The organism is Aeromonas sp. ASNIH1 (genome assembly GCF_002934285.1).
Lineage (GTDB): Bacteria > Pseudomonadota > Gammaproteobacteria > Enterobacterales > Aeromonadaceae > Aeromonas > Aeromonas caviae.
On sequence record NZ_CP026228.1, the window covers coordinates 1,512,327 to 1,533,138 of the forward strand.

The 20,812-nt window shown below is 60.3% G+C and carries 21 protein-coding genes; 16 read left to right on the plus strand and 5 right to left on the minus strand.

The annotated features are described in order from the left end of the window. Positions 1-4 precede the first annotated feature (4 nt). The 6 genes from C2U37_RS07375 (at position 5) to mnmE (ending at position 4,840) form a co-directional block, all read left to right on the plus strand. The gene (locus C2U37_RS07375) at positions 5-739 is read left to right on the plus strand and encodes an amino acid ABC transporter ATP-binding protein (RefSeq protein ID WP_010672282.1); all 735 of its coding nucleotides are present in this window, start codon (positions 5-7) and stop codon (positions 737-739) included. A gap of 269 nt (positions 740-1,008) precedes the next feature. Next, the gene (gene rpmH / locus C2U37_RS07380) at positions 1,009-1,143 is read left to right on the plus strand and encodes a 50S ribosomal protein L34 (protein WP_005307156.1); all 135 of its coding nucleotides are present in this window, start codon (positions 1,009-1,011) and stop codon (positions 1,141-1,143) included. Then, positions 1,143-1,502: a ribonuclease P protein component gene (gene rnpA / locus C2U37_RS07385; protein ID WP_010672281.1), complete on the plus strand. Its 360-nt coding sequence runs from the start codon at positions 1,143-1,145 to the stop codon at positions 1,500-1,502. Before rpmH ends, rnpA begins: the two co-directional genes overlap by 1 nt. Continuing rightward, entirely contained in the window at positions 1,469-1,717 is a 249-nt protein-coding gene (gene yidD / locus C2U37_RS07390; RefSeq protein ID WP_010672280.1) for a membrane protein insertion efficiency factor YidD, read from the plus strand. Before rnpA ends, yidD begins: the two co-directional genes overlap by 34 nt. A gap of 5 nt (positions 1,718-1,722) precedes the next feature. After that, complete coding sequence (gene yidC, locus C2U37_RS07395; RefSeq protein WP_041214180.1) at positions 1,723-3,369, plus strand: membrane protein insertase YidC; 1,647 nt, start codon at positions 1,723-1,725, stop codon at positions 3,367-3,369. Positions 3,370-3,478: 109 nt separating this feature from the next. Further along, a complete protein-coding gene (gene mnmE / locus C2U37_RS07400) occupies positions 3,479-4,840 on the plus strand; it encodes a tRNA uridine-5-carboxymethylaminomethyl(34) synthesis GTPase MnmE (protein ID WP_010672278.1) in 1,362 nt (453 codons plus the stop codon). Positions 4,841-4,909: 69 nt separating this feature from the next. On the opposite strand, the gene fhuB is transcribed toward mnmE, so the two are convergent. From fhuB to C2U37_RS07425, 5 genes are read right to left on the minus strand one after another with little or no spacing between them, the layout of a single operon-like run. Next, positions 4,910-6,892 carry a Fe(3+)-hydroxamate ABC transporter permease FhuB gene (gene fhuB, locus C2U37_RS07405; RefSeq protein ID WP_103858075.1) on the minus strand — a complete coding sequence of 661 codons (1,983 nt, stop codon included), beginning with the start codon at positions 6,890-6,892 and terminating at the stop codon, positions 4,910-4,912. Further along, entirely contained in the window at positions 6,889-7,782 is an 894-nt protein-coding gene (locus tag C2U37_RS07410) for an ABC transporter substrate-binding protein (protein ID WP_181023066.1), read from the minus strand. Before C2U37_RS07410 ends, fhuB begins: the two co-directional genes overlap by 4 nt. Before the next feature lie 31 nt (positions 7,783-7,813). Next, entirely contained in the window at positions 7,814-8,578 is a 765-nt protein-coding gene (locus C2U37_RS07415) for an ATP-binding cassette domain-containing protein (protein ID WP_010672275.1), read from the minus strand. A 46-nt stretch (positions 8,579-8,624) separates the two neighbouring features. Further along, positions 8,625-10,271, minus strand: a complete 1,647-nt coding sequence (locus tag C2U37_RS07420) for a multidrug ABC transporter permease/ATP-binding protein (protein ID WP_103858077.1) — start codon at positions 10,269-10,271, stop codon at positions 8,625-8,627. Between the two features lie 60 nt (positions 10,272-10,331). Then, complete coding sequence (locus C2U37_RS07425; protein ID WP_103858078.1) at positions 10,332-12,440, minus strand: TonB-dependent siderophore receptor; 2,109 nt, start codon at positions 12,438-12,440, stop codon at positions 10,332-10,334. 371 nt (positions 12,441-12,811) lie between these two features. Here C2U37_RS07425 and mioC point away from each other — a divergent pair, with 371 nt between their 5' ends. The 10 genes from mioC to atpH all read left to right on the plus strand — a co-directional run bounded on the left by mioC (position 12,812) and on the right by atpH (position 20,801). Then, positions 12,812-13,261 (plus strand): FMN-binding protein MioC, encoded by a 450-nt coding sequence (gene mioC, locus C2U37_RS07430; protein ID WP_039040628.1) that lies wholly within the window; start codon positions 12,812-12,814, stop codon positions 13,259-13,261. 508 nt (positions 13,262-13,769) lie between these two features. Next, positions 13,770-15,659, plus strand: a complete 1,890-nt coding sequence (mnmG, locus tag C2U37_RS07435; protein ID WP_010672271.1) for a tRNA uridine-5-carboxymethylaminomethyl(34) synthesis enzyme MnmG — start codon at positions 13,770-13,772, stop codon at positions 15,657-15,659. A 20-nt stretch (positions 15,660-15,679) separates the two neighbouring features. Then, positions 15,680-16,306: a 16S rRNA (guanine(527)-N(7))-methyltransferase RsmG gene (gene rsmG, locus C2U37_RS07440; RefSeq protein WP_010672270.1), complete on the plus strand. Its 627-nt coding sequence runs from the start codon at positions 15,680-15,682 to the stop codon at positions 16,304-16,306. Positions 16,307-16,333: 27 nt separating this feature from the next. Then, a complete protein-coding gene (locus C2U37_RS07445; RefSeq protein WP_029313362.1) occupies positions 16,334-17,137 on the plus strand; it encodes a ParA family protein in 804 nt (267 codons plus the stop codon). Further along, positions 17,134-18,042 (plus strand): ParB/RepB/Spo0J family partition protein, encoded by a 909-nt coding sequence (locus C2U37_RS07450; RefSeq protein WP_010672268.1) that lies wholly within the window; start codon positions 17,134-17,136, stop codon positions 18,040-18,042. The genes C2U37_RS07445 and C2U37_RS07450 overlap by 4 nt, the downstream gene beginning before the upstream one ends. Before the next feature lie 190 nt (positions 18,043-18,232). After that, positions 18,233-18,643: an ATP synthase subunit I gene (locus tag C2U37_RS07455; RefSeq protein ID WP_010672267.1), complete on the plus strand. Its 411-nt coding sequence runs from the start codon at positions 18,233-18,235 to the stop codon at positions 18,641-18,643. 8 nt (positions 18,644-18,651) lie between these two features. After that, complete coding sequence (gene atpB / locus C2U37_RS07460; RefSeq protein ID WP_010672266.1) at positions 18,652-19,434, plus strand: F0F1 ATP synthase subunit A; 783 nt, start codon at positions 18,652-18,654, stop codon at positions 19,432-19,434. A gap of 58 nt (positions 19,435-19,492) precedes the next feature. Next, positions 19,493-19,732, plus strand: coding sequence for a F0F1 ATP synthase subunit C (atpE, locus tag C2U37_RS07465; protein WP_010672265.1), 240 nt, complete (start codon positions 19,493-19,495; stop codon positions 19,730-19,732). Between the two features lie 51 nt (positions 19,733-19,783). Beyond that, positions 19,784-20,254, plus strand: coding sequence for a F0F1 ATP synthase subunit B (gene atpF, locus C2U37_RS07470; protein ID WP_010672264.1), 471 nt, complete (start codon positions 19,784-19,786; stop codon positions 20,252-20,254). Between the two features lie 13 nt (positions 20,255-20,267). Then, complete coding sequence (gene atpH / locus C2U37_RS07475; RefSeq protein ID WP_010672263.1) at positions 20,268-20,801, plus strand: F0F1 ATP synthase subunit delta; 534 nt, start codon at positions 20,268-20,270, stop codon at positions 20,799-20,801. The last annotated feature ends 11 nt before the right edge of the window (positions 20,802-20,812 follow it).

Here is a 20,812-nt window from a genome sequence, read left to right on the forward strand (position 1 = left end):
TGTCATGATCAACCTAACGGGTCTCTCCAAGGCCTATGACGGAAATCAGGTGCTCAACGGCATCGATCTTGAGGTAAAGAAGGGGGAGATTGTCGTCATCATCGGCCCCTCCGGTACCGGCAAGTCGACTCTGCTGCGCTGCCTCAACCTGCTGGAAACCCCGGATGCAGGGCGGCTCGTCATCGATGACCTCGCCGTGGATCTGGCCAAGGCCAGCGACCAGCAGGCCATCGAACTGCGCAAACGCGCCTCTTTCGTGTTCCAGAACTACGCCCTGTTCGCCAACAAAACGGCGCTGGACAACATCGCCGAGGGGCTGATCACCGTCTGGAAGCAGCCGAAGGCGGAGGCTCGTGCCACTGCCCTGGGCATCCTCAAGGACATCGGCCTCGCCGAGAAACAGGATGCCTACCCGGCCTCCCTCTCCGGCGGCCAGCAACAGCGCGTCGGCATCGGCCGGGCCATGGCGGCCCACTCCAAGGTGATCCTGTTTGACGAGCCCACCTCCGCCCTCGATCCCGAGTGGGTCGACGAGGTGCTGGGCCTGATGAAGCAGCTCGCCCGCCAGCACCAGACCATGGTGGTGGTGACCCACGAGATCGAGTTTGCCCGTGATGTCGCCGATCGGGTGATCTTCATGGAAGGAGGCCGGATCGTGGAGCAGGGCCCGCCGGATCAGATATTGGTCGATCCGCAGGATCCCCGTACCCGGGAGTTCCTGCGCAAAGTACTTAAATAGCTCTCTCTTTGGCGGCCTGGCCGCCTTTTTTCTTGAGGGATCCTTGTTTAACCCCGGGTTGCCAGTATAATTCGGGGCCCTTGATCCTCCGGATCCTGCCAGATTATCCCGCTCGGTCGACGAACGGGGCGAGATGGAAAGGAACGGCGGATTGACGAGAAGCTGAACTCTGTTTAGAATTCGGCCTCTTTTGCTAGTCGTCACACGCTATAGCTGGCGCGTCGGCTAAGTGTGACAATCAAAACTGTACAGAAATACGGAATCGAATCATGAAACGTACTTTTCAACCGTCCAACCTGAAGCGCAAGCGCTCTCACGGTTTCCGCGCTCGCATGGCTACTGCCAACGGCCGCAAAGTTCTGGCCGCTCGTCGTGCCAAGGGTCGTGCCCGCCTGGTAGTCTAATGCCTACCCAGCACACCTTCTCTCGGGAGTTACGTCTGTTAACTCCCGAACACTTCAAACGCGTTTTCGCCGAGCCTGTCCGGGCCGCTTCTCCGCAAATTACGCTTCTTGCTTGCCCCAACTCCCTCGAACACCCCCGTCTTGGCCTCGCCGTGCCCAAAAAGGCGCTCAAGCGTGCCGTCTGGCGCAACCGTGTAAAACGAGTGGTTCGGGAAAGTTTTCGCCTCAATCAAGCCAATCTGCCCGCTATCGACATCGTCGTGATCGCCAAGGGTGGCGTGAAGGAGATGGACAACGAAGCGCTGTTCAAGTTACTGGAAAAGCTATGGCGCACTCTGTCACGCCGTTGCAATGGGTAGCAATCAAACTGATACGCCTGTATCAGCTAATCATTAGTCCCCTGCTCGGGCCGCGCTGCCGTTTCACCCCGACTTGTTCCCAATTTGCGATAGAAGCAATCCGACTTCACGGTTTCATAAAAGGCGTTTGGTTAGCCAGCAAACGTCTATTAAAATGCCATCCCTTATCCGAGGGTGGTTATGACCCGGTTCCGCAACCAAAGCGAAGAAACTGAAGACTATGGAATCACAACGCAATTTACTCCTGATCGGTTTGCTGTTCGTGAGCTTCTTGCTCTGGCAACAGTGGGAGTCCGACAAGGCTCCGAAGCCGGCCCCGACTACCGTGGCCCAAACCGAACATTTCGTACCTGAAGCCGGTCAGACCGGTGATATTCCTCAGGTTTCCGAGCAAGCAAATGGTAACGCCGCGCGCAAGCTGATCACCGTCTCCTCCGACGTGCTCAAATTGACCCTGGACACCCAGGGCGGTGACATCGTCTCTGCCGAACTGCTGGCCCACAAGCTGGAAGAAGGCAAGGAACAGCCGTTCACCCTGCTGACCAGCCAGCCTGCCCACCTCTATGTGGCCCAGAGCGGTCTGGTCGGTCGCGATGGTCCGGACAGCCAGGCCCAGGGTCGTCCCACCTATGAAGCCGCCCAGACCAGCTATCAGCTGGCCGATGGTCAGGATCAAGTCGTCGTTCCGATGACCTGGACCGACAGCAAGGGCGTGGTCTTCACCAAGGAGTTCGTGCTCAAGCGCGGTGATTACGCCGTGGGCGTCGACTACAAGATCGACAACAAGTCTGCCGAGCCGGTCCAGGTACAGTTCTACGGTCAGCTGAAGCAGACCATGACCACGCCGAAGGATCAGGAAGGTCATGCCATGGTGGCCAGTGCCTACCGTGGTGGTGCCTTCTCCAGCGAAGACTCCCGCTACAAGAAGTACACCTTTGACGAGATGAAGGATGCCGACCTGAACAAGACCACCCAGGGTGGTTGGGTCGCCATGCTGCAGCACTACTTCGTCTCTGCCTGGGCCCCGAATGCCAACGACACCAACAGCTTCTACAGCCGCGTGATCCCGGGCAAGGACCAGGCCATCATCGGCTACAAGGCGCCGCTGGTTGACGTCGCTGCCGGCCAGCAGGCCGAAGTGAGCGGCAAGCTGTGGATCGGTCCCAAGCTGCAGGATCAGATGGCCAAGGTGGCAAACCACCTGGATCTGACTGTCGACTACGGCTGGCTCTGGTTCATCGCCCAACCGCTGCACTGGCTGCTGACCGTGTTCCACGGTTTCGTCCAGAACTGGGGTCTGGCCATCATCATGCTGACCCTGCTGGTGCGCGGCATCATGTTCCCGCTGACCAAGGCCCAGTACACCTCCATGGCCAAGATGCGCATGCTCCAGCCCAAGCTGGCTGCGCTCAAGGAACGCTTCGGTGACGATCGCCAGAAGATGTCCCAGGGCATGATGGAGCTGTACAAAAAGGAGAAGGTCAACCCGCTGGGCGGCTGCCTGCCCATCCTGGTACAGATGCCCATCTTCATCGCCCTCTACTGGGCACTGATGGAGTCTGTCGAGCTGCGCCACGCGCCGTTCGCCCTGTGGATCACCGACCTGTCGGTGAAGGACCCCTTCTTCGTGCTGCCGATCCTCATGGGTGCCTCCATGTGGTATCTGCAGAAGATGAGCCCGACCACCATCACGGACCCGATGCAGCAGAAGGTGATGCAGTTCATGCCGATCATCTTCACCTTCATGTTCCTCTGGTTCCCGGCAGGTCTGACTCTGTACTGGCTGGTGAGCAACGTCATCTCCATCATCCAGCAGACCATCATCTATCGTCAGCTGGAGAAGAAAGGCCTGCACTCACGCAACTGATGCGCAGCCCATCTTTCCTGATGACAAAAGAGGCGGCCTTCGGGCCGCCTTTTTTATTACAATGTCCCCCACCCTCTTACTCATTCAGCCAACCAGCGAGTCAAGCAAGATGACAACAGATACCATCGTGGCCCAGGCCACCGCCCCCGGCCGTGGCGGCGTCGGCATAGTCCGCGTCTCCGGCCCTGCCGCCGAGCGGGTCGCCGAGATAGTGCTCGGCAAGCTCCCAAGGGTGCGTTATGCCGAATATCTGCCGTTCAGGGACGAGCAGGGCCAGGCGCTGGATCAGGGCATCGCCCTGCTGTTCAAGGCCCCCAACAGCTTCACCGGCGAAGACGTGCTGGAGCTGCAGGGCCATGGCGGCCCCGTCATTCTCGACATGCTGATCCGCCGCATCCTGCAGATCGACGGCATCCGCCCCGCCCGCCCGGGCGAGTTCAGCGAGCGCGCCTTCCTCAACGACAAGCTGGATCTGGCCCAGGCCGAGGCCATCGCCGATCTCATCGAAGCCTCCAGCGAGCAGGCCGCCCGCAGCGCCATGCACTCCCTACAGGGGCAGTTCTCCGGCAAGGTGCAACAGCTGGTGGAGAGCCTCACCCGGCTGCGCATCTATGTGGAAGCGGCCATCGACTTCCCGGATGAAGAGATCGACTTTCTCTCCGACGGCAAGGTGGCGGGTGACCTCTACGCCATCATGTCCGAGCTGGATGACGTACGCGGCGAGGCCAAGCAGGGTGCCCTGCTGCGAGAGGGGATGAAGGTGGTGATCGCCGGTCGTCCCAACGCCGGCAAATCGAGCCTGCTCAACGCCCTTGCAGGCCGCGAGTCCGCCATCGTCACCGAGATCGCCGGCACCACCCGCGACGTGCTGCGCGAGCACATCCATCTGGATGGCATGCCGCTGCACATCATCGACACCGCGGGCCTGCGCGATACCCAGGACAAGGTGGAACAGATCGGCATCGAGCGCGCCTGGGCCGAGATCGAACAGGCCGACCGGGTGCTGTTTATGGTGGACGGCACCACCACGGACGCCGTCGACCCCCACGATATCTGGCCGGAATTCGTTGATCGGTTGCCAAAAAACATCGGCCTCACCGTGGTGCGCAACAAGGCGGACCTGACCGGCGAGGATCTGGCACCGAGCCAGGAGCAGGGCCACGCCGTCTATCGCATCTCCGCCAAGACCGAGCTGGGGCTGCCCGCCCTGCGCGAGCACCTCAAGGCCTGCATGGGCTTCCAGGGCAATACAGAGGGGGGCTTCATGGCCCGCCGCCGCCACCTGGACGCACTGGAGCGCGCCGCCGAGCGGCTGCTGGTAGCCAGGGAGCAGCTTGAGGTCTATGTGGCTGGCGAACTGGTGGCCGAGGAGCTTCGCCTGGCCCAGGAGTCCCTGTCCGAGATCACCGGCGAGTTCAGCTCCGACGATCTGCTGGGCCGCATCTTCTCCAGCTTCTGCATCGGCAAGTAAGTCCGCAGGGCAGGCAATGAAAAGCCCGGGTTCATCCCGGGCTTTTTTGTGCGCTTTTCATCCACCGACCTAGAGGCGGCGCAGGCACCACATGAAGTAAGCACCCCCTAACAGGGTGGAGACCAGACCGACGGGCACCTCCTGGGGAAAGAGGATCTGCTGGCCGATCCAGTCCGCCGACACCATCAGCAAAGCACCACAGCCTGCGGCGCCGAGCAGGTGCCAGCGCGCCCTCACCAGCCCCATCAATCTGGCCAGGTGCGGCGCCAGCAGACCGGCAAAGGAGAGCGGGCCTATCACCATGGTGGCACTGGCGGTGAGCACGGCCACCAGCAGCAGGATGGTGAGCTGGGCACGGCCGAGATGGATCCCCAGAGCCGTCGCTACCGCCGGCCCCATGGGCATGAGATCGAGCCAGCGGCTCACCAGCAGGCAGGCTGCCAGCATCAGCAGCGCCAACACCACCAGGGCAAGGGCCACCGGCTGGGTGACGTAATAGGTGGAGCCGGACATCCAGGAGAGCAGTTGCTGCACCCGCAGGTCGCCGTTGGCCAGGGCGATGGCCTGCAACGGCTCGAACAGCGCCGTGATGGCGATGCCAGACAGCAGTATCCGCTCCGGCTGGAAGCCGTTGCGCCGGTTGATAAGCACCAGCAGCAACAGGCAGGCGAAGGCGCCCACCAGCCCCCCTAGCAGCATCATGGGCAGCGGCAAGGCGGGCAGCAACAGGGCCGCCGCAATCACCCCCATGAAGGTGCCACCGCTCACCCCCAGCAGCTCGGGGCTCGCCATGGGGTTGTTGCTGACTCGCTGCAACAGGGTGCCAGCCAGCGCCAGCAACACGCCTGCGGCACCCGCAGCCAGCGTGCGCGGCAAGCGCCACTCCAGTTGGGCCTGCCACCGCAGCCAGCTCGGCCAACCCCAGCCGTCCATCCCCTGCCCAAACAACAGGGAGGCGATCACCGCCGCAGCCAGCCCCAACACCATCAGGCCAACAAGGCGAGTCGGCGCCGGATGGCGGGCCAACTGCAGGGAGGAGTTCGCCTTAGGCGCACTCTGCTTGATGCCAAGACGCGGGATCAGCCAGAGCAGCAGCGGCGCCCCCAACAGGGCCGTCATGGCGCCGGTCGGGATCAGCACAGGCCAGAACCGGCTCAGGGTCTGCAGCAGCAGATCGGTGGCCGCCAGCAACAGGGCGCCGAGGATGGGTGCCCACAGCAGCCGCTGGGCCAGTTTTCTGACCCCCAGCAGCCGCACCATGGCGGGCGCCGCCAGCCCGATAAAACCGATCAGCCCCACCACGCTCACCACGCAGGCGGTGATGAAGACCGCGAGGCCGAGGCCGGCGAATCTCAGGTGCTTGAGAGAGACCCCCAGGCTGCGAGCGCTGGCATCGTCCAGCTCCAGCACTGCCAGCGGGCGCACCAGCACCACCGCCAGCATCGCGGCCAGCAGCAACCGTGGCAGCAGATAGCCGACGCCGCTCCAGCTGTTCTGTGCCAGAGATCCGCTCCCCCACACCAGCAGCCCTTTGAGCTCCTCCTGGAAGAACAGCAGCAATCCCATGCTGATGGCGGCCAGATAGAGGTTGATCACCAGCCCTGCAAAGACGATGACCACGGGATTGAGCTGGCGGCGCCAGGCCAGGGCGAAGACCAGCCCCATGGCCAGGCTTCCCCCGGCCATGGCGACCCACTCCCGCCCGATCAGCAGCCAGGAGGGGGCGAGCAGGGTCACCATCATCAGTGCCAGCTGGGCGCCGGAGGCCACCCCCAAGGTGGTGGGCGAGGCCAGGGGATTGCGCAGCACCTGCTGCATCAGGGTACCGGCGAGCCCGAGGGCGGCACCGGCCAGCAGACAGATGGCAAGGCGCGGCAGCCAGCTGAAATGGACCACCGCCTGGCGGGCATCGTCCAGCTCGGGGGAGAACAGGGCCTGCCACCAGAGCGCCCCCGGCAGTTGACGCGCCAGCTCGGCGCAAGCCAGCCCCAGTGTCAGCACCAACAGGCAGAGACCCGGGCGCAGCAGGGGCGAAGAAAGAGAAGAGCTCATTGATTTGATCCCCCGGTTGCTCTGTGGACAGCCTGCTCCCGCAAGGCACCGTCCAGCAGGGTGGCGAAGCGGCGGGCCGCCAATATGCCACCAAAACTCCATGTCGCAGGCAGATGGATCACCGGATTGTTCTGTACCAGCGGGAGATGCTGCCACAATCCAGGCTCCTGAAGTTTTTCACCAACTCCTACGGGCACGGGGTCCACCACCACCAGCCTGGCATCCGGCATCCCGAGAAACTGCTCCAGGCTCGCGACCGAGAATCCCCAGGCATTGGTCTCTCCCTGCCAGGCGTTGCGAAGGCCGAGGCGCTGCATCACTGCCTCGAACAGGCTGCCACGGCCAAACACCCGCACATGGCGCTCATCGATGAATTGCACCACCAGCAAAGGGGGCAGATCGGCGGGCTGCGCCGCCTGCATCTGTTCCAGATCCAGCTCCAGCGCGGCGAGCTGGCGTTCGGCCTCGGTCTCTTTGTTGACCAGGGCGGCTATGGTCAGGGTCGCTTCCCGCAGTCGCAGCCACAGATCGGTGCCCGGTTCATACAGGGCGATGGAGTGCACCGGCGCGATGCGGGAGAGGGTCGGCGCCAGGGGGGCCGCCAGCGGCGAGATGAGAATAAGATCCGGTTTGAGCTCCGCCAACAGTTCCCGGTTGGGCTGGGCACGCAGCCCGATATCGATCACCCCGGCAGGAAGCTGGGGTTCACCGACCCAGGCGCGATAGGGGGCCACATCCCCCACCGCCATCGGGGTGACCCCCAGAGCCAGCAGGGTCTCGGCTATGGTCCAGTCCACTGTGGCGATGCGGGGCGTGGCGCTGGTGGCGGTGACAAGCTGCCCGGCCTCCCCTGCCAGGGGCAGCAGCAGACTGAGCAGACAGGGCGCCATCTTCAATAAACGGTTCAAGAGCGGCCCCCGGTCAGACGATGGCGATGGCGTGGTCATGGGCCGGATGGCGAATGACCTCCATGGGGATGCCATAGATGGCGTTCAGGGTCTCCCCTGTCATGATCTGTTCGGGCTCGCCGTGGGTCAGCAGACGGCCGGAGTGCAGCGCCACCAGCCGATCGCAGAAGCGGGAGGCCATGTTGATGTCGTGAATGACGATGATGACCCCGAGGTTGAGCTGGCGGCTGAGCTGCTTGACGAGCGTGAGCACCTCCACCTGATGGGCCACGTCCAGGGCGGCCAGTGGCTCGTCCAACAGGATGAAACGGCTCTCCTGAGCCAGCAGCATGGCGAGCCAGACTCGTCCCCGCTCACCGCCGGAGAGGGTATCCACCAGCCGATCGGCAAAGCGTTCGGTGTGGGTCAGGGCGATGGCCCGCTCTACCTGACGGTGATCTTCCGCTCCCATCCGGCCCAGCAGGCCGCGCCAGGGGTAGCGCCCCATCTCCACCAGCTCGCGGCCGAGCAGGTTTTCGGCACTCGGCAGGTGCTGGGGCAGATAGGCCACCTGACGGGCAAACTCCCGGTTGCCCCAGGCAGACAACGGCTGGTCATCGAACAGGATCTCCCCGCCGCTGTGGGGTTGCTGGCGCGCCAGCAGCTTGATCAGGGTCGATTTTCCCGACCCGTTGTGGCCGATGAGGCCATAGACCCGACCTTGCTCGAAGCGAAGGCTGGTGGGGTGCAGCAGCGTGCGGTCATTGACCGCGAAGCTGGCGGATTTCATCTCGAACATAAGCAATTCCTGTGCTGGCTTGCTGCCAGTCTCATCGGTGCCAGCATCAGGCCGGCACCTTGCCATCCAGATGGGCGACCGCATCCCGGCTCACCTGCTCGCGCTGCTCGCCGGTCAGTTCGGTGAGGCGGCCCTGGCGCATCTCCAGCAGGCGATCGGCCAGAGAGAAGTAGTGATCGTCGTGGCTGATGGCGATCACCGTCTTGCCCATCTCCTTGAGACGCGGCAACAGCACCTGATAGAAGATGCGGCGGAACTGGGGATCCTGATCCGCGGCCCACTCGTCGAACAGCATCACCTCCCGCTGCTCTGCCAGGGCCAGCAGCAGGGCGACCCGCTTGCGCTGGCCCTGGGAGAGGTCGATATCGGCGATGAAGCCATCCTCGATGGCAAGCTTGCTGCCCATCTGCAACCGCTCAAGCCACTCGGCGACCAGCGCCTCTTTCGGCTCGGGCCCCAGCAAATGCTGGAACAGGTGGTAGTCTGTGAAGATGGCGGAGAAGAGCCCCAGATAGCCGTTGCGATCGGTGACCGGCTCCCCATCCAGCAGGATCCGGCCAGAGACCGGTTGATAGAGCCCGGTCAGCAGCATGGCCAGGGTCGACTTGCCGGAGCCATTGCCACCGATGAGGAATATCTGCTCCCCCCGCTCGATCACCAGATTGATGGGGCCCACGGAGAAACCGCCCTCCCCCTGGTAGTGAAAGCTCACCTGCTCCAGCTCGATGCGCTGCCAGGGGCGAGACGCAGGCGGCAACGGGAACGCCTCGTCCGGCTCCGCCAGATTGAGGGCAGCTATCTTGTCGAATGCCACCTGGGCGGCGATCAGGGTCGGCAAGGCTCCGATCCCTTGTAGCAAGGGAGTGCGCAGGAACAACAGGGTCAGGGCGAAGGTGGCGGCCACATTGGTGTTGGCCCAGCCCAGCCCGTTGGCCAGGAAGAAGACCAGGCCGATGGCACCCAGCATCATGATATTCGACCAGTTCACCGCGCTCAGGTGGTAGGTATCGGCGCGGATGATCTGCTCCCGGTAGTCCCGGGCATTCTGCTCATAGAGCTGGTGGTAGACGAAGTGGGCACGCTCGCGGTTGAGCGCCAGCTCCTTGCTCCCGGCGATGATGGACTGGTAGTTCTGGTAGAGCCTGTCTTCGGCCTGGCGCATGTGCGCCAGGTGGCGATAGACCCGATTCACCAGCAGCCAGCCCACCACCATGGTCACGGTGACCCAGAGGGCGGTAACACCGAGCAAGGCGGGAGAGAGCAGGCCAAGGTAGATGATGGAGCCCAGGGTGAGCACCAGACCCTGTACCAGTTCCGGCAGGCGCACGAAGGCGATGGTGATCTGACCGATGTCGCTGGAAAGGGAGGCCAGGAGCGGCCCCTGCCCTATTTGACGCAGACGGGCGACGTCGGTATCCAGCAGTTGCTTGAGCAGGCGGCCACGCAACCGGTAGACGAAATGGTGACCCAGGGTGGTCAGGGCCAGCTGGGATCCGAGCGTGATCACCAGCAGCAGCAAGACAAGGCCGACAAGCTGACCCAGGATCGGCAGCGGATCCCCGACTGATTCGATAAGTGATTGATTGATGAAGGCAATGACGCCTATCCCGCTGACAGCACTCAGCAGGCTGAGCAGGGTAATGGCGATGAAGGGCCAACGGTATTGGCGATAAACCAGTGACAAGAGTTCCATGACAGGCCTGTAGATGAATGGAAGGAGGGCGGGAGCCTTCGCCCCCGCCCAGCCTGTCGCTTACCAGCGGTAGTTGACGGTGCCGACTATGCTGCGCGGCTCGCCGTAGTAGCAGTAGTAGTCGCAGCTCGCCACATAGGTGTCGTTCAGCAGGTTGTTGACGTTGATCTGGGCACGCCAGTTCTTGGCAAAGTCATACCCGATCATCGCATCCCATACGGTGTGTGCCGGTACCTGGGCGGAACCATAGATGGGGGTGTAGTCCGCATTCACCGCGCCGATGCCGACGCTGGAACCCACATAGCGCACGCCGGAACCCAGCTCAAGACCGGATACCGGGCCCTGCTGCACCTTGTAGTTGCCCCAGAAGGAGGCCTGGTGGCGCGGGATCAGGCTCGCACGACGATCGCCGTTACCGGTGTCGTTGGTCTTGGCATCGGTATAGGTATAGGCAGCGGTCAGGCGCAACGCCTCGGTGGCCTGCACGCTCCCCTCCAGTTCGACCCCCTGGGAGGTCACTTCACCGGCCTGGGTCTGCTGGCCGGAGCCGGTAGAGACCAGGGAGTTGGTCTGCTCCAGATCGAACAGCGCCAGGTTGATGTAGCCATCGAGGAAGCTGGGTGCGTACTTGACCCCGGTCTCGTAGAGCTTGCCTTCCAGCGGCTTGTAGGAATTGCCGGTGTTGGGGTCTATCCCCGGCAGCACTTCGAAGGATTCCGCATAGGCGAAGTAAGGGGAGAGACCGTTATCGGCCAGGTACATCAGGCTGCCGGAGAGAGAGAGGTTGTCGTCGTACTGTTTCTCGTTCTTGCTCTTGGCTTCGCTGATGTTGTGGGTTTCCACGTAGTCGAAACGACCGCCCGCGGTCAGCAGCCAGCGATCATCCCAGCGGATCTGGTGCTGGGCATAGAGGCCGCTCTGGCCCTTGGTGCTCTTCTGGTGGGTCGCGGTGGATTCATCAAAACCGGGGAAACCGCTGTAATCCGGGTTCATGGTGTTGATGGCGCCCATGCCATAGTTGTCGGCTTCCTGGCCTTCATTCACATGGCGCTGCAGATCCACCCCCAGCAGCAGGGTCTGCTCCGTGCTGTCGGTGTTCCAGTAGCCCACCATCTGATTGTCCATGGTGGCGCTCTTGGTATCCCCATCCCGGTAGACCAGGCCGCGGTAGGCGGTGGTGCCTTCATAGGTCGGGAAGATGTAGGTCTGGCGCAGCAGCAGATCGTTGTAGTTGAAGCGAACGTTCTGCTTGAACTCCCAGGTCTGGTTGAGCTGGTGGGCCAGCTCGTACCCGGCGGAGATCTGGGTATTGCGATTGCGATCGTAATCCGGCTGGCTCAGGTTGGTGGAGGGATCGATCTGGCCTCCGGAGGTATTCAGGGTGCCGTAAACCGGGAAGAAGCCGTTGGTCGGCACCCCTTCATCGTGCTTGAAGCTGGAAAGCAGCGTCAGCGTGGTGCGATCAGAAATATCCAGGGTCACGCTCGGCGCCAGATAGGCGCGCTCGTTGTAGGTGCCATCCAGCACGCCGTCCCGCTCGTTGTAGAGGGCCACCAGACGATACCGGCTGTTGTCGGTAAGGGTGTCGGAGACATCCACCCCGACCTGGCGCAGATCCCGGTTGCCCAGTTGCAGGTTCACCAGTCCCTGCGGGGTAGCGGTCGGACGCTTGCTGATGGCGTTGATGACGCCTCCGGGAGGGGCTTCGCCATACAGAATGGAGGCCGGGCCTTTGAGCACTTCCACGCTCTCAAGGCCGAAGGGCTCCGGGGTCCAGACATAGTAACCGGTGCTGAAAAGACGGTTGCCATCCAGGTAAGAAGCCGCATCGAAGCCGCGCACCTTGAACCAGTCCGCATCCGTGTCCGAACCATAGGACTGGGACAGGACGCCGGAGCGATAGCGCAGGGACTCGTCTAGCTTGAGTACGGCATGCTGGTCCAGCTCTTCGCGATTGACCACGGAAACGGCACGGGGGGTCTCTGCCATGGGGACCTCGACCTTCATGGCGGTCCCGGTCACGACCATGGTTTCGCCCGCCTTGGGCAACTCTTTATCCGCCTGTTCCACCGCCAACACGGGCAGGGACGCCAGCAGACAGGAGAGCGGCAGCAGCTGTGCGCCTCTCTTTCGCATCACGGCATTCGGGGTATTTTTTTGCGCAATCATATAAGTGTCTCAAATATCAATAAGTTATGTTTGATTTCTTATTATGGGTGCCCAATTGGACCGGTCAGCCCGGCGCCTCAGGCGAATAAAGCAGCGCCATGCTACTACAGGTGCCGTGATCGAATCGATTCAATAATTGCTAATCATTTGCATCTGCATTGTTAATTGATATTTTAAAGTGTCGTTTGACAACGAAAGGTGCGATGAGGTCACAACAGGCGGAAAGAAGGCAGCATGACGGCCACGAGACCGGTTTTGGCTGCAAAAAAGTGGACAGGATCCTTATCCCCAAGCTTTATCCATATTTATCCACATGCTTTGGCGGTAAGATCCCCGCTCTTCACTTTTTCGATGACATCAGGATCCATTCCATGGCCAAACTCAACCTCGTCGTCGGCTCCATGCTGGGGGCCTCCGAATATGTCGCAGATCATGTGGTCGGCCTGCTTGAACAGGCGGGCCACCAGGCGGAGATCCACAACCCCGCCAGCCTGGCCAGGATCCTGACCGAGCCAGAAGCCATCGTGTTGGTGGTCACTTCCACCCATGGTGCGGGGGATGTACCCGACAATCTGCAGCCCTTTGCCCGGGATCTTGCCGAGCAGCAGCCGGATCTCGCCGCCTTCAAGTACGGAGTGATCGCCCTGGGGGATCGCAGTTATGACACCTTCTGCCAGGGCGGCAAGACGCTGGATCGGCTGCTGGCCGGGTGCGGTGCCAGCCGACTGGGGGATCTCCTGGAAATAGACGTGACCCAGCACGAGATCCCCGAAGATGCCGCAGAAACCTGGATCCACGACTGGATGACCTTGATCGGCTGATCAGGGCCAGGGAGATCCGGTCACGACCCCCGATCTCCCTGGTTATCCCCAGATCCCTATCCACCAGGTTATTAACAGAGGGATCCGGATAAGTTTTTCCCGAGAGCTCCCCACATGAGCTCGGATAATTGTGTATAACTTAGGTGCTAAGCTCTGCAAAACCTATAGTTATTCATGTATTAGATCTTACCGACCATGTGTCTGTGCATAAAAACCCATGTTATCCCCCCGCTCGCCCCCTCTGGATCCAAGCTTTTCCACAAGCAGCGATCGACCTTAACCGAATGATCTTTATGATCAAAAATGCCTTATCAACAGAAGTCGCGGATCCTAATAAAAGATCCAATAAAAGATCGATCTAAAGATCCTTAAGATCTATTTAACCGATCCCTGATCCATACTGATCCTGAAGTAGACGTTCCCCTCCGGATGCTAAACAGATAGAATGATCCGCCCTTCAGACCAGGCAAACAAAGATCTTCAGGCGTGCAGATCAAGGTGATCCCCAATGCAATACCATGAACAATTTGATGTGATCGTCGTCGGTGGCGGTCATGCAGGAACCGAAGCAGCAACAGCGGCAGCCCGCATGGGTCTCAATACCCTGTTGCTCACCCACAACATAGATACGCTGGGGCATATGTCCTGCAATCCGGCGATCGGCGGGATCGGCAAGGGACACCTGGTCAAGGAAGTCGACGCCCTTGGCGGGATCATGGCGCAGGCCATCGATCTCGGCGGGATCCAGTTCCGCACGCTCAACTCTTCCAAGGGCCCTGCGGTGCGGGCTACTCGTGCCCAGGCGGATCGCCTGCTGTACAAGGCTGTGGTGCGTCAGACCCTGGAGAACTACCCGAACCTGAAGATCTTCCAGCAGGCCTGCGACGATCTGGTCATGGACGGGGATCGCGTCGCCGGGGTCGTTACCCAGAGCGGGATCCGCATCAGCGGCAAGACGGTCGTACTGACCGTTGGCACCTTCCTCAATGGTCTGATCCACATCGGCATGGAGAACTACAAAGGGGGCCGCGCCGGGGATCCTCCCTCAATTGCCCTCGCCCAGCGCCTGCGTGAAATGCCGCTGCGCATCGATCGCCTCAAAACGGGCACGCCACCACGCATCGATGCACGCACCGTCGATTTTTCCGTGATGCAGCAGCAACATGGTGACGATCCTCGCCCGGTCTTCTCCTTCATTGGCAACGCCAGCCAGCATCCGCGCCAGATGCCTTGCTACGTGACCCATACCAATGAGCAGACCCACGAGGTGATCCGCAACAACCTGGATCGCAGCCCCATGTACGCCGGGGTGATCGAGGGGATAGGCCCGCGCTACTGTCCGTCGATCGAGGACAAGATCACCCGCTTTGCCGACAAGACGGCGCACCAGATCTTTGTGGAACCGGAAGGCCTGACCACCCACGAGCTCTACCCGAACGGGATCTCCACCAGCCTGCCGTTCGACGTGCAGGTGCAGATCGTCCGCTCGATCCGTGGCTTCGAGAATGCCCATATCACTCGCCCTGGCTACGCCATCGAGTACGATTTCTTCGATCCGCGGGATCTCAAGGCCAACATGGAGAGCAAGTGCATCGAGAACCTCTTCTTCGCCGGCCAGATCAACGGCACCACCGGCTATGAAGAGGCCGCTGCCCAGGGCCTGATGGCCGGTCTGAACGCGGGCTTGCGCGCCCAGGGCAAGGAAGCCTGGCACCCACGCCGGGATCAGGCCTACATGGGCGTGATGATGGACGATCTCTCCACACTGGGGACCCGCGAACCCTATCGCATGTTCACCAGCCGTGCCGAATATCGCCTGCTGCTGCGGGAAGACAATGCGGATCTGCGCCTGACCGCCATCGGCCGCGAGCTGGGTCTGGTGGATGATCATCGCTGGAGCCTGTTCAATGCCAAGGTGGAACAGGTGGAGCAGGAACGTCAGCGCATGCGCTCGACCTGGATCCACCCGCAGCATCCGTCTCTGGAGGCCGTCAACGCCCTGGTCAACACTCCCCTGACCCGGGAGCAGAGCCTGGAAGAGCTGCTGCGTCGCCCCGAGGTGACCTACGATGCCCTGATGGCCATCGAGGGTGTGGGGCCTGCATTGACCGATGCGGCTGCCGCGGATCAGGTGGAGATCCAGATCAAGTACGCCGGTTATATCGAGCGTCAGCACGACGAGGTGGAGAAACAGTTGCGCAACGAAAACACCCTGCTGCCGCTGGATATGAACTACCGCGACGTGAACGGTCTCTCCAACGAGGTGATCGCCAAGCTCAACGATGCCAAGCCAGAGACCATAGGTCAGGCGTCTCGCATCTCCGGCATCACCCCTGCCGCCATCTCCATCTTGCTGGTGCACCTGAAGAAACACGGCCTGCTGCGTAAAACCGCCTGAGGAATTCCCCGTTGGACAACATGCTGCAAAGATTGAACGGCCTGCTCATGCAGGCCGGAATTGTTATCACCGAAACCCAGAAGACCCAGTTGGTGCAGTTGGTCGAGTTGCTGCACAAGTGGAACAAGGCTTACAATCTCACCTCGGTGCGAGATCCGGACGCCATGTTGGTCAAGCATATCCTCGACAGCCTGGTGGTGAGTCCTCACCTGCACGGTGAACGCTTCATCGATGTGGGAACGGGTCCGGGTCTGCCCGGACTGCCGCTGGCCATCATCAATCCGGACAAACAGTTCGTGCTGCTCGACAGCCTGGGCAAGCGGATCAACTTCATCCGCCAGGTGATCCTGGAGCTGGGGTTGACCAATGTGACCCCCGTCAAATCCCGGGTGGAGGAGTATCAACCCGAGACCGGATTTGATGGTGTACTGAGCCGGGCTTTCGCCTCCCTGGAGGACATGCTGAGCTGGTGTCATCATCTGCCGTCACCCGAGGGCAGCTTCCTGGCGCTCAAGGGACAATACCCCGAGCAGGAGCTGGCACAGTTGCCTGACAGCATTCGTCTGGTTGCCACCCACAAGCTGGTGGTGCCGGAACTGGAAGGCGAACGCCATCTGCTGGAGTTTAAAGCCATCCAGCCCGAATAGGGCCGCCGCATTCATTTAGGGGACAGTGTGGGAAAAGTCATTGCCATAGCCAACCAGAAGGGTGGAGTGGGTAAAACCACCACCTGTGTGAATCTGGCCGCCTCCATGGCCGCTACCCGGCGCAAGGTGCTGGTGATCGATCTGGATCCGCAGGGCAATGCCACCATGGGCAGTGGCGTCGACAAGTACGATGTCGAACGCACTGCCTATGAACTGCTGATCGAAGATGCCCCCATCGGCGAGGTGATCATCCCCGAAACCTCGGGAGGCTATCACCTGATCGCCGCCAATGCCGACGTGACCGCGGCAGAAATCCGCCTGATGGAGTTTTTTGCCCGCGAGATCCGCCTGCGCAACGCCCTGGCCTCGGTCAGGGACAAGTACGACTACGTCTTCATCGACTGCCCGCCTTCTCTCAACATGCTGACGGTGAACGCCATGGCCGCCGCCGACTCCGTGCTGGTGCCCATGCAGTGCGAATACTATGCGCTGGAAGGGCTGACCGCCCTGGTGGACACCATCAGCAAGCTGGCAGCCGTGGTCAATCCGGAGCTGAAGATCGAAGGGGTGCTGCGCACCATGTTCGATCATCGCAACCGGCTGGCCAATGATGTGTCCGATCAGCTGAAACAGCATTTCGGGGACAAGGTCTATCGCACCATCATTCCCCGCAACGTAAGACTGGCGGAGGCGCCGAGCTTTGGCGCGCCAGCCATGCACTATGACAAATCATCGGTGGGGGCCAAGGCCTATCTGGCCCTGGCTGGCGAGATCCTGCGCCGCCAGGAGCAGGAGTCCCAGCCGCTCACCGCAGATCGAGAGAGCATATGACGCCGAAGAAACGTGGGCTGGGCAAGGGGCTGGACGCCCTGCTCAGCACCAGCACGGCCGCCCGCCAGAAACAGGTGATGAGCGACCAGCGCACCGAACAGGCCATGGCCCCGACCAATCAGGGGGAATTGCGCAAGCTGCCGGTGGAGTGGCTGCAGTCCGGCAAATACCAACCGCGCAAGGATATGTCCCAGGATGCGCTGGAGGAGCTGGCCAACTCCATCCGTGCACAAGGGGTGATCCAGCCCATCGTGGTTCGCTCCATCGGTGAAAACCGTTTCGAAATCATTGCTGGTGAACGCCGCTGGCGCGCCTCCCAGCTGGCCCGTCTCGAAGTGGTGCCCTGCCTGGTCAAGGATGTCGCCGACGAGGCGGCCGTCGCCATCGCACTCATCGAGAACATCCAGCGCGAAGACCTCAATGCCATCGAGGAGGCGGTGGCCCTGCAGCGGCTGCTGACCGAGTTCGAGCTGACCCACCAGCAAGTGGCCGAAGCGGTGGGCAAGTCCCGCACGACAGTCACCAACCTGCTGCGCCTGAACCAGCTCAACGAGGATGTGAAGCGCTTCGTGGAGCACGGCGATCTCGACATGGGCCACGCCCGTGCCCTGCTGGCCCTGAGCGGCCAGGCCCAGTCAGAGCTGGCCAAACTGGTGGCCCAGAAGGGGCTGACAGTGCGAGATACCGAGAAGCTGGTGCAAAAAGCACTGGAACCGGCAAAAACCAGGGTTGAACCCGTCCGCGATCCGCAGTTTGGTTATCTCGAGCGCCAGATTTCTGAAAAAATTGGCAATCAGGTGCAACTTCAGCCGGGCAAGAAAGATAGCGGCAAGTTAGTAATAAGTTACGATAACTTGGCAGATTTGGACCGGGTATTGGGCTATTTTGGCCTGTCAGAATCGTGATTTTTACGCTTTTTGTAGTAATAAAACATCCATTACTTTCGATATGAACATAACCTTAATTTCGCGCGGAAAGCCGCAAAAATTAAGGATTTTTGCCATGTTGCAATAGCCGTCTTCACGGGTATAATTTGACCGGCTTTTCGAGCTGTGAACCTGGGGTCTTCGGATCCCGATTTTTTACAGTTCTGTAATGTTCAGGGGTAGGTTGGTGAAGCAGAAAATAGCCTTGGAAGGTTTGACGCTGGCCTTGGCTATGCTCGTTTGTCAGCTGGTCCTGATCCTGGCGATCGCCACCGTCTGGTTTTATCAGGCGGGAGAGTTCGCCGGACAATCCTCTCTCTACGGAGGGGGGATGTACTGGGTTCCTCAAGCCCTGTTCACGCTCTGGGTTCTGCGCCGCAAGGTGACGAAAGAGAGCGTAGGCCTGGTTTTGCGGGACTTTTATGGTGGGGCAGGGATTAAGCTCATTACTACAACAGGACTTTTCGCCCTGCTGTTTGGCGCCGGGATTGAGGTCGACACCGCCTCGTTCTTCGCCACTTATATCCTCGCCCTCGTTGTACAGTGGATAGTTTCATTCACGCTTAACAACCACTATTAGGAAAACTCATGTCTGCAACCGGAGAAGTCCTGACTCCTCAGGGATATATCTCCCACCACCTGACCCACCTGCAGGTAGGGTCCGGGTTCTGGACGGTGAATATCGATTCCATGATATTTTCCGTCGTGCTAGGCGCCCTGTTTATCTGGTTGTTCCGCAAGGTTGCCGTCAAGGCCACCAGCGGTGTGCCCGGTAAGCTGCAGTGCTTTGTGGAGATGCTGGTCGAGTTTGTGAATGGTAACGTCAAGGACATCTTTCATGGTCGCAACAAGGTCATCGCACCTTTGGCCCTGACGGTGTTCGTGTGGATCTTCCTGATGAACTTCATGGACCTGATCCCCGTTGACTTTATCCCTCACGCTGCACAGTTGATGGGTGTTCCCTATCTGCGTGTGGTTCCCTCTGCTGACGTTAACATCACCATGTCCATGGCTTTGGGCGTGTTCTTCTTGATCCTGTACTACAGCATCAAGGTCAAGGGTATCAGCGGGTTCGTGAAGGAGCTGACGCTTCAGCCTTTCAATCACCCTGCTGCCATCCCGGTTAACTTCATCCTTGAAACCGTCACGTTGATTTCCAAGCCTGTTTCATTGGGTCTGCGACTGTTCGGCAACATGTATGCTGGCGAACTGATCTTCATCCTGATTGCGGGTTTGTTACCCTGGTGGTCACAGTGGATCCTGTCCGTGCCTTGGGCAATCTTCCACATCCTGATCATCACTTTGCAGGCGTTTATCTTCATGGTTCTGACCATCGTCTATCTGTCGATGGCGCAGGAAGACCATGGTTGATGCAACTCAAATAATCCTTTTTATACAATCAATTACATCTAAATAAATGGAGATCCTCATGGAAAACTTGAACATGGACCTGCTGTACATCGCTGCTGCAATGATGATGGGTCTGGCGGCTATCGGCGCCTCCATCGGTATCGGTATCCTGGGTGGCAAGTTCCTGGAAGGTGCAGCCCGTCAACCTGACCTGATCCCTGTTCTGCGTACCCAGTTCTTCATCGTGATGGGTCTGGTGGATGCGATCCCGATGATCGCCGTTGGTCTGGGTCTGTATGTGATGTTTGCGGTTGCCTAAGTCATTACGACTCACGCAGAACCCATTAACTAACTAAAGAGGACATCGGCTGTGAATATCAACGCCACCCTCCTCGGCCAAGCAGTTGCTTTTTTCATCTTCGTAGTGTTTTGCATGAAGTACGTATGGCCGCCGCTGATGGCTGCCATCGAAGCCCGTCAGAAAGAAATCGCTGACGGCCTCTCTTCTGCAGAGCGTGCCAAGAAAGATCTGGAGCTGGCCAAGGCCAACGCCACCGATCAGCTGAAAGAAGCCAAGCTTCAGGCTGCTGAAATCATCGATCAGGCCAACAAACGCAAGGCCCAGATCATTGATGAGGCCGCTGTCGGAGCCCAAGCTGAGCGGGAGAAAATCCTGGCTCAGGGCCGTGCAGAGATCGAAGCTGAACGTCATCGTGCCAAAGAAGAACTGCGCAAGCAGGTTGCTGCTCTTGCCATCGCGGGTGCAGAGAAGATCCTGGCACGCCAAATCGACCAGGCTGCCAACAGCGACATCGTCGACAAACTGGTAGCAGAACTGTAACGGGAACGGGGCTATGTCTGAACTGACTACAATCGCTCGCCCCTACGCCAAGGCTGCTTTCGAGTTTGCCGTTGAGCACAAGGCGGTTGACCAATGGCTGGAGATGCTCGATTTCGCCGCTCAGGTGGCAGAAAACGAGACCATGCACAGCCTGGTAAACGGCTCCGTTGCTGCCGAAGAACTGGCAAAGCTGTTTGTCGGTGTCTGCGGTGAGCAGCTCAACGAGCACGGTCAGAACCTGATCCGGGTGATGGCCGAGAATGGTCGCTTGGGTGTGCTGCCGGCGGTCGTTGCCGAATTCGTCGCGCTCAAGGCTGAACTGGACAAAGAAGTTCAGGCTGACGTGATTTCGGCGATCGAACTGACCGACCAGCAGAAAGCCAATATTCAGGCTTCTCTGGAACAACGTCTCGCGCGCAAAGTGAAGCTGAATTGCAGCACAGATGCGTCCTTGATGGCCGGGGTGCTCATCAAGGCCGGTGATCTCGTTATCGACGGCACGGTCCGCGGTAAGCTGGATCGCATGGCCGATGCGCTGCAATCTTGATTGGGGTATTA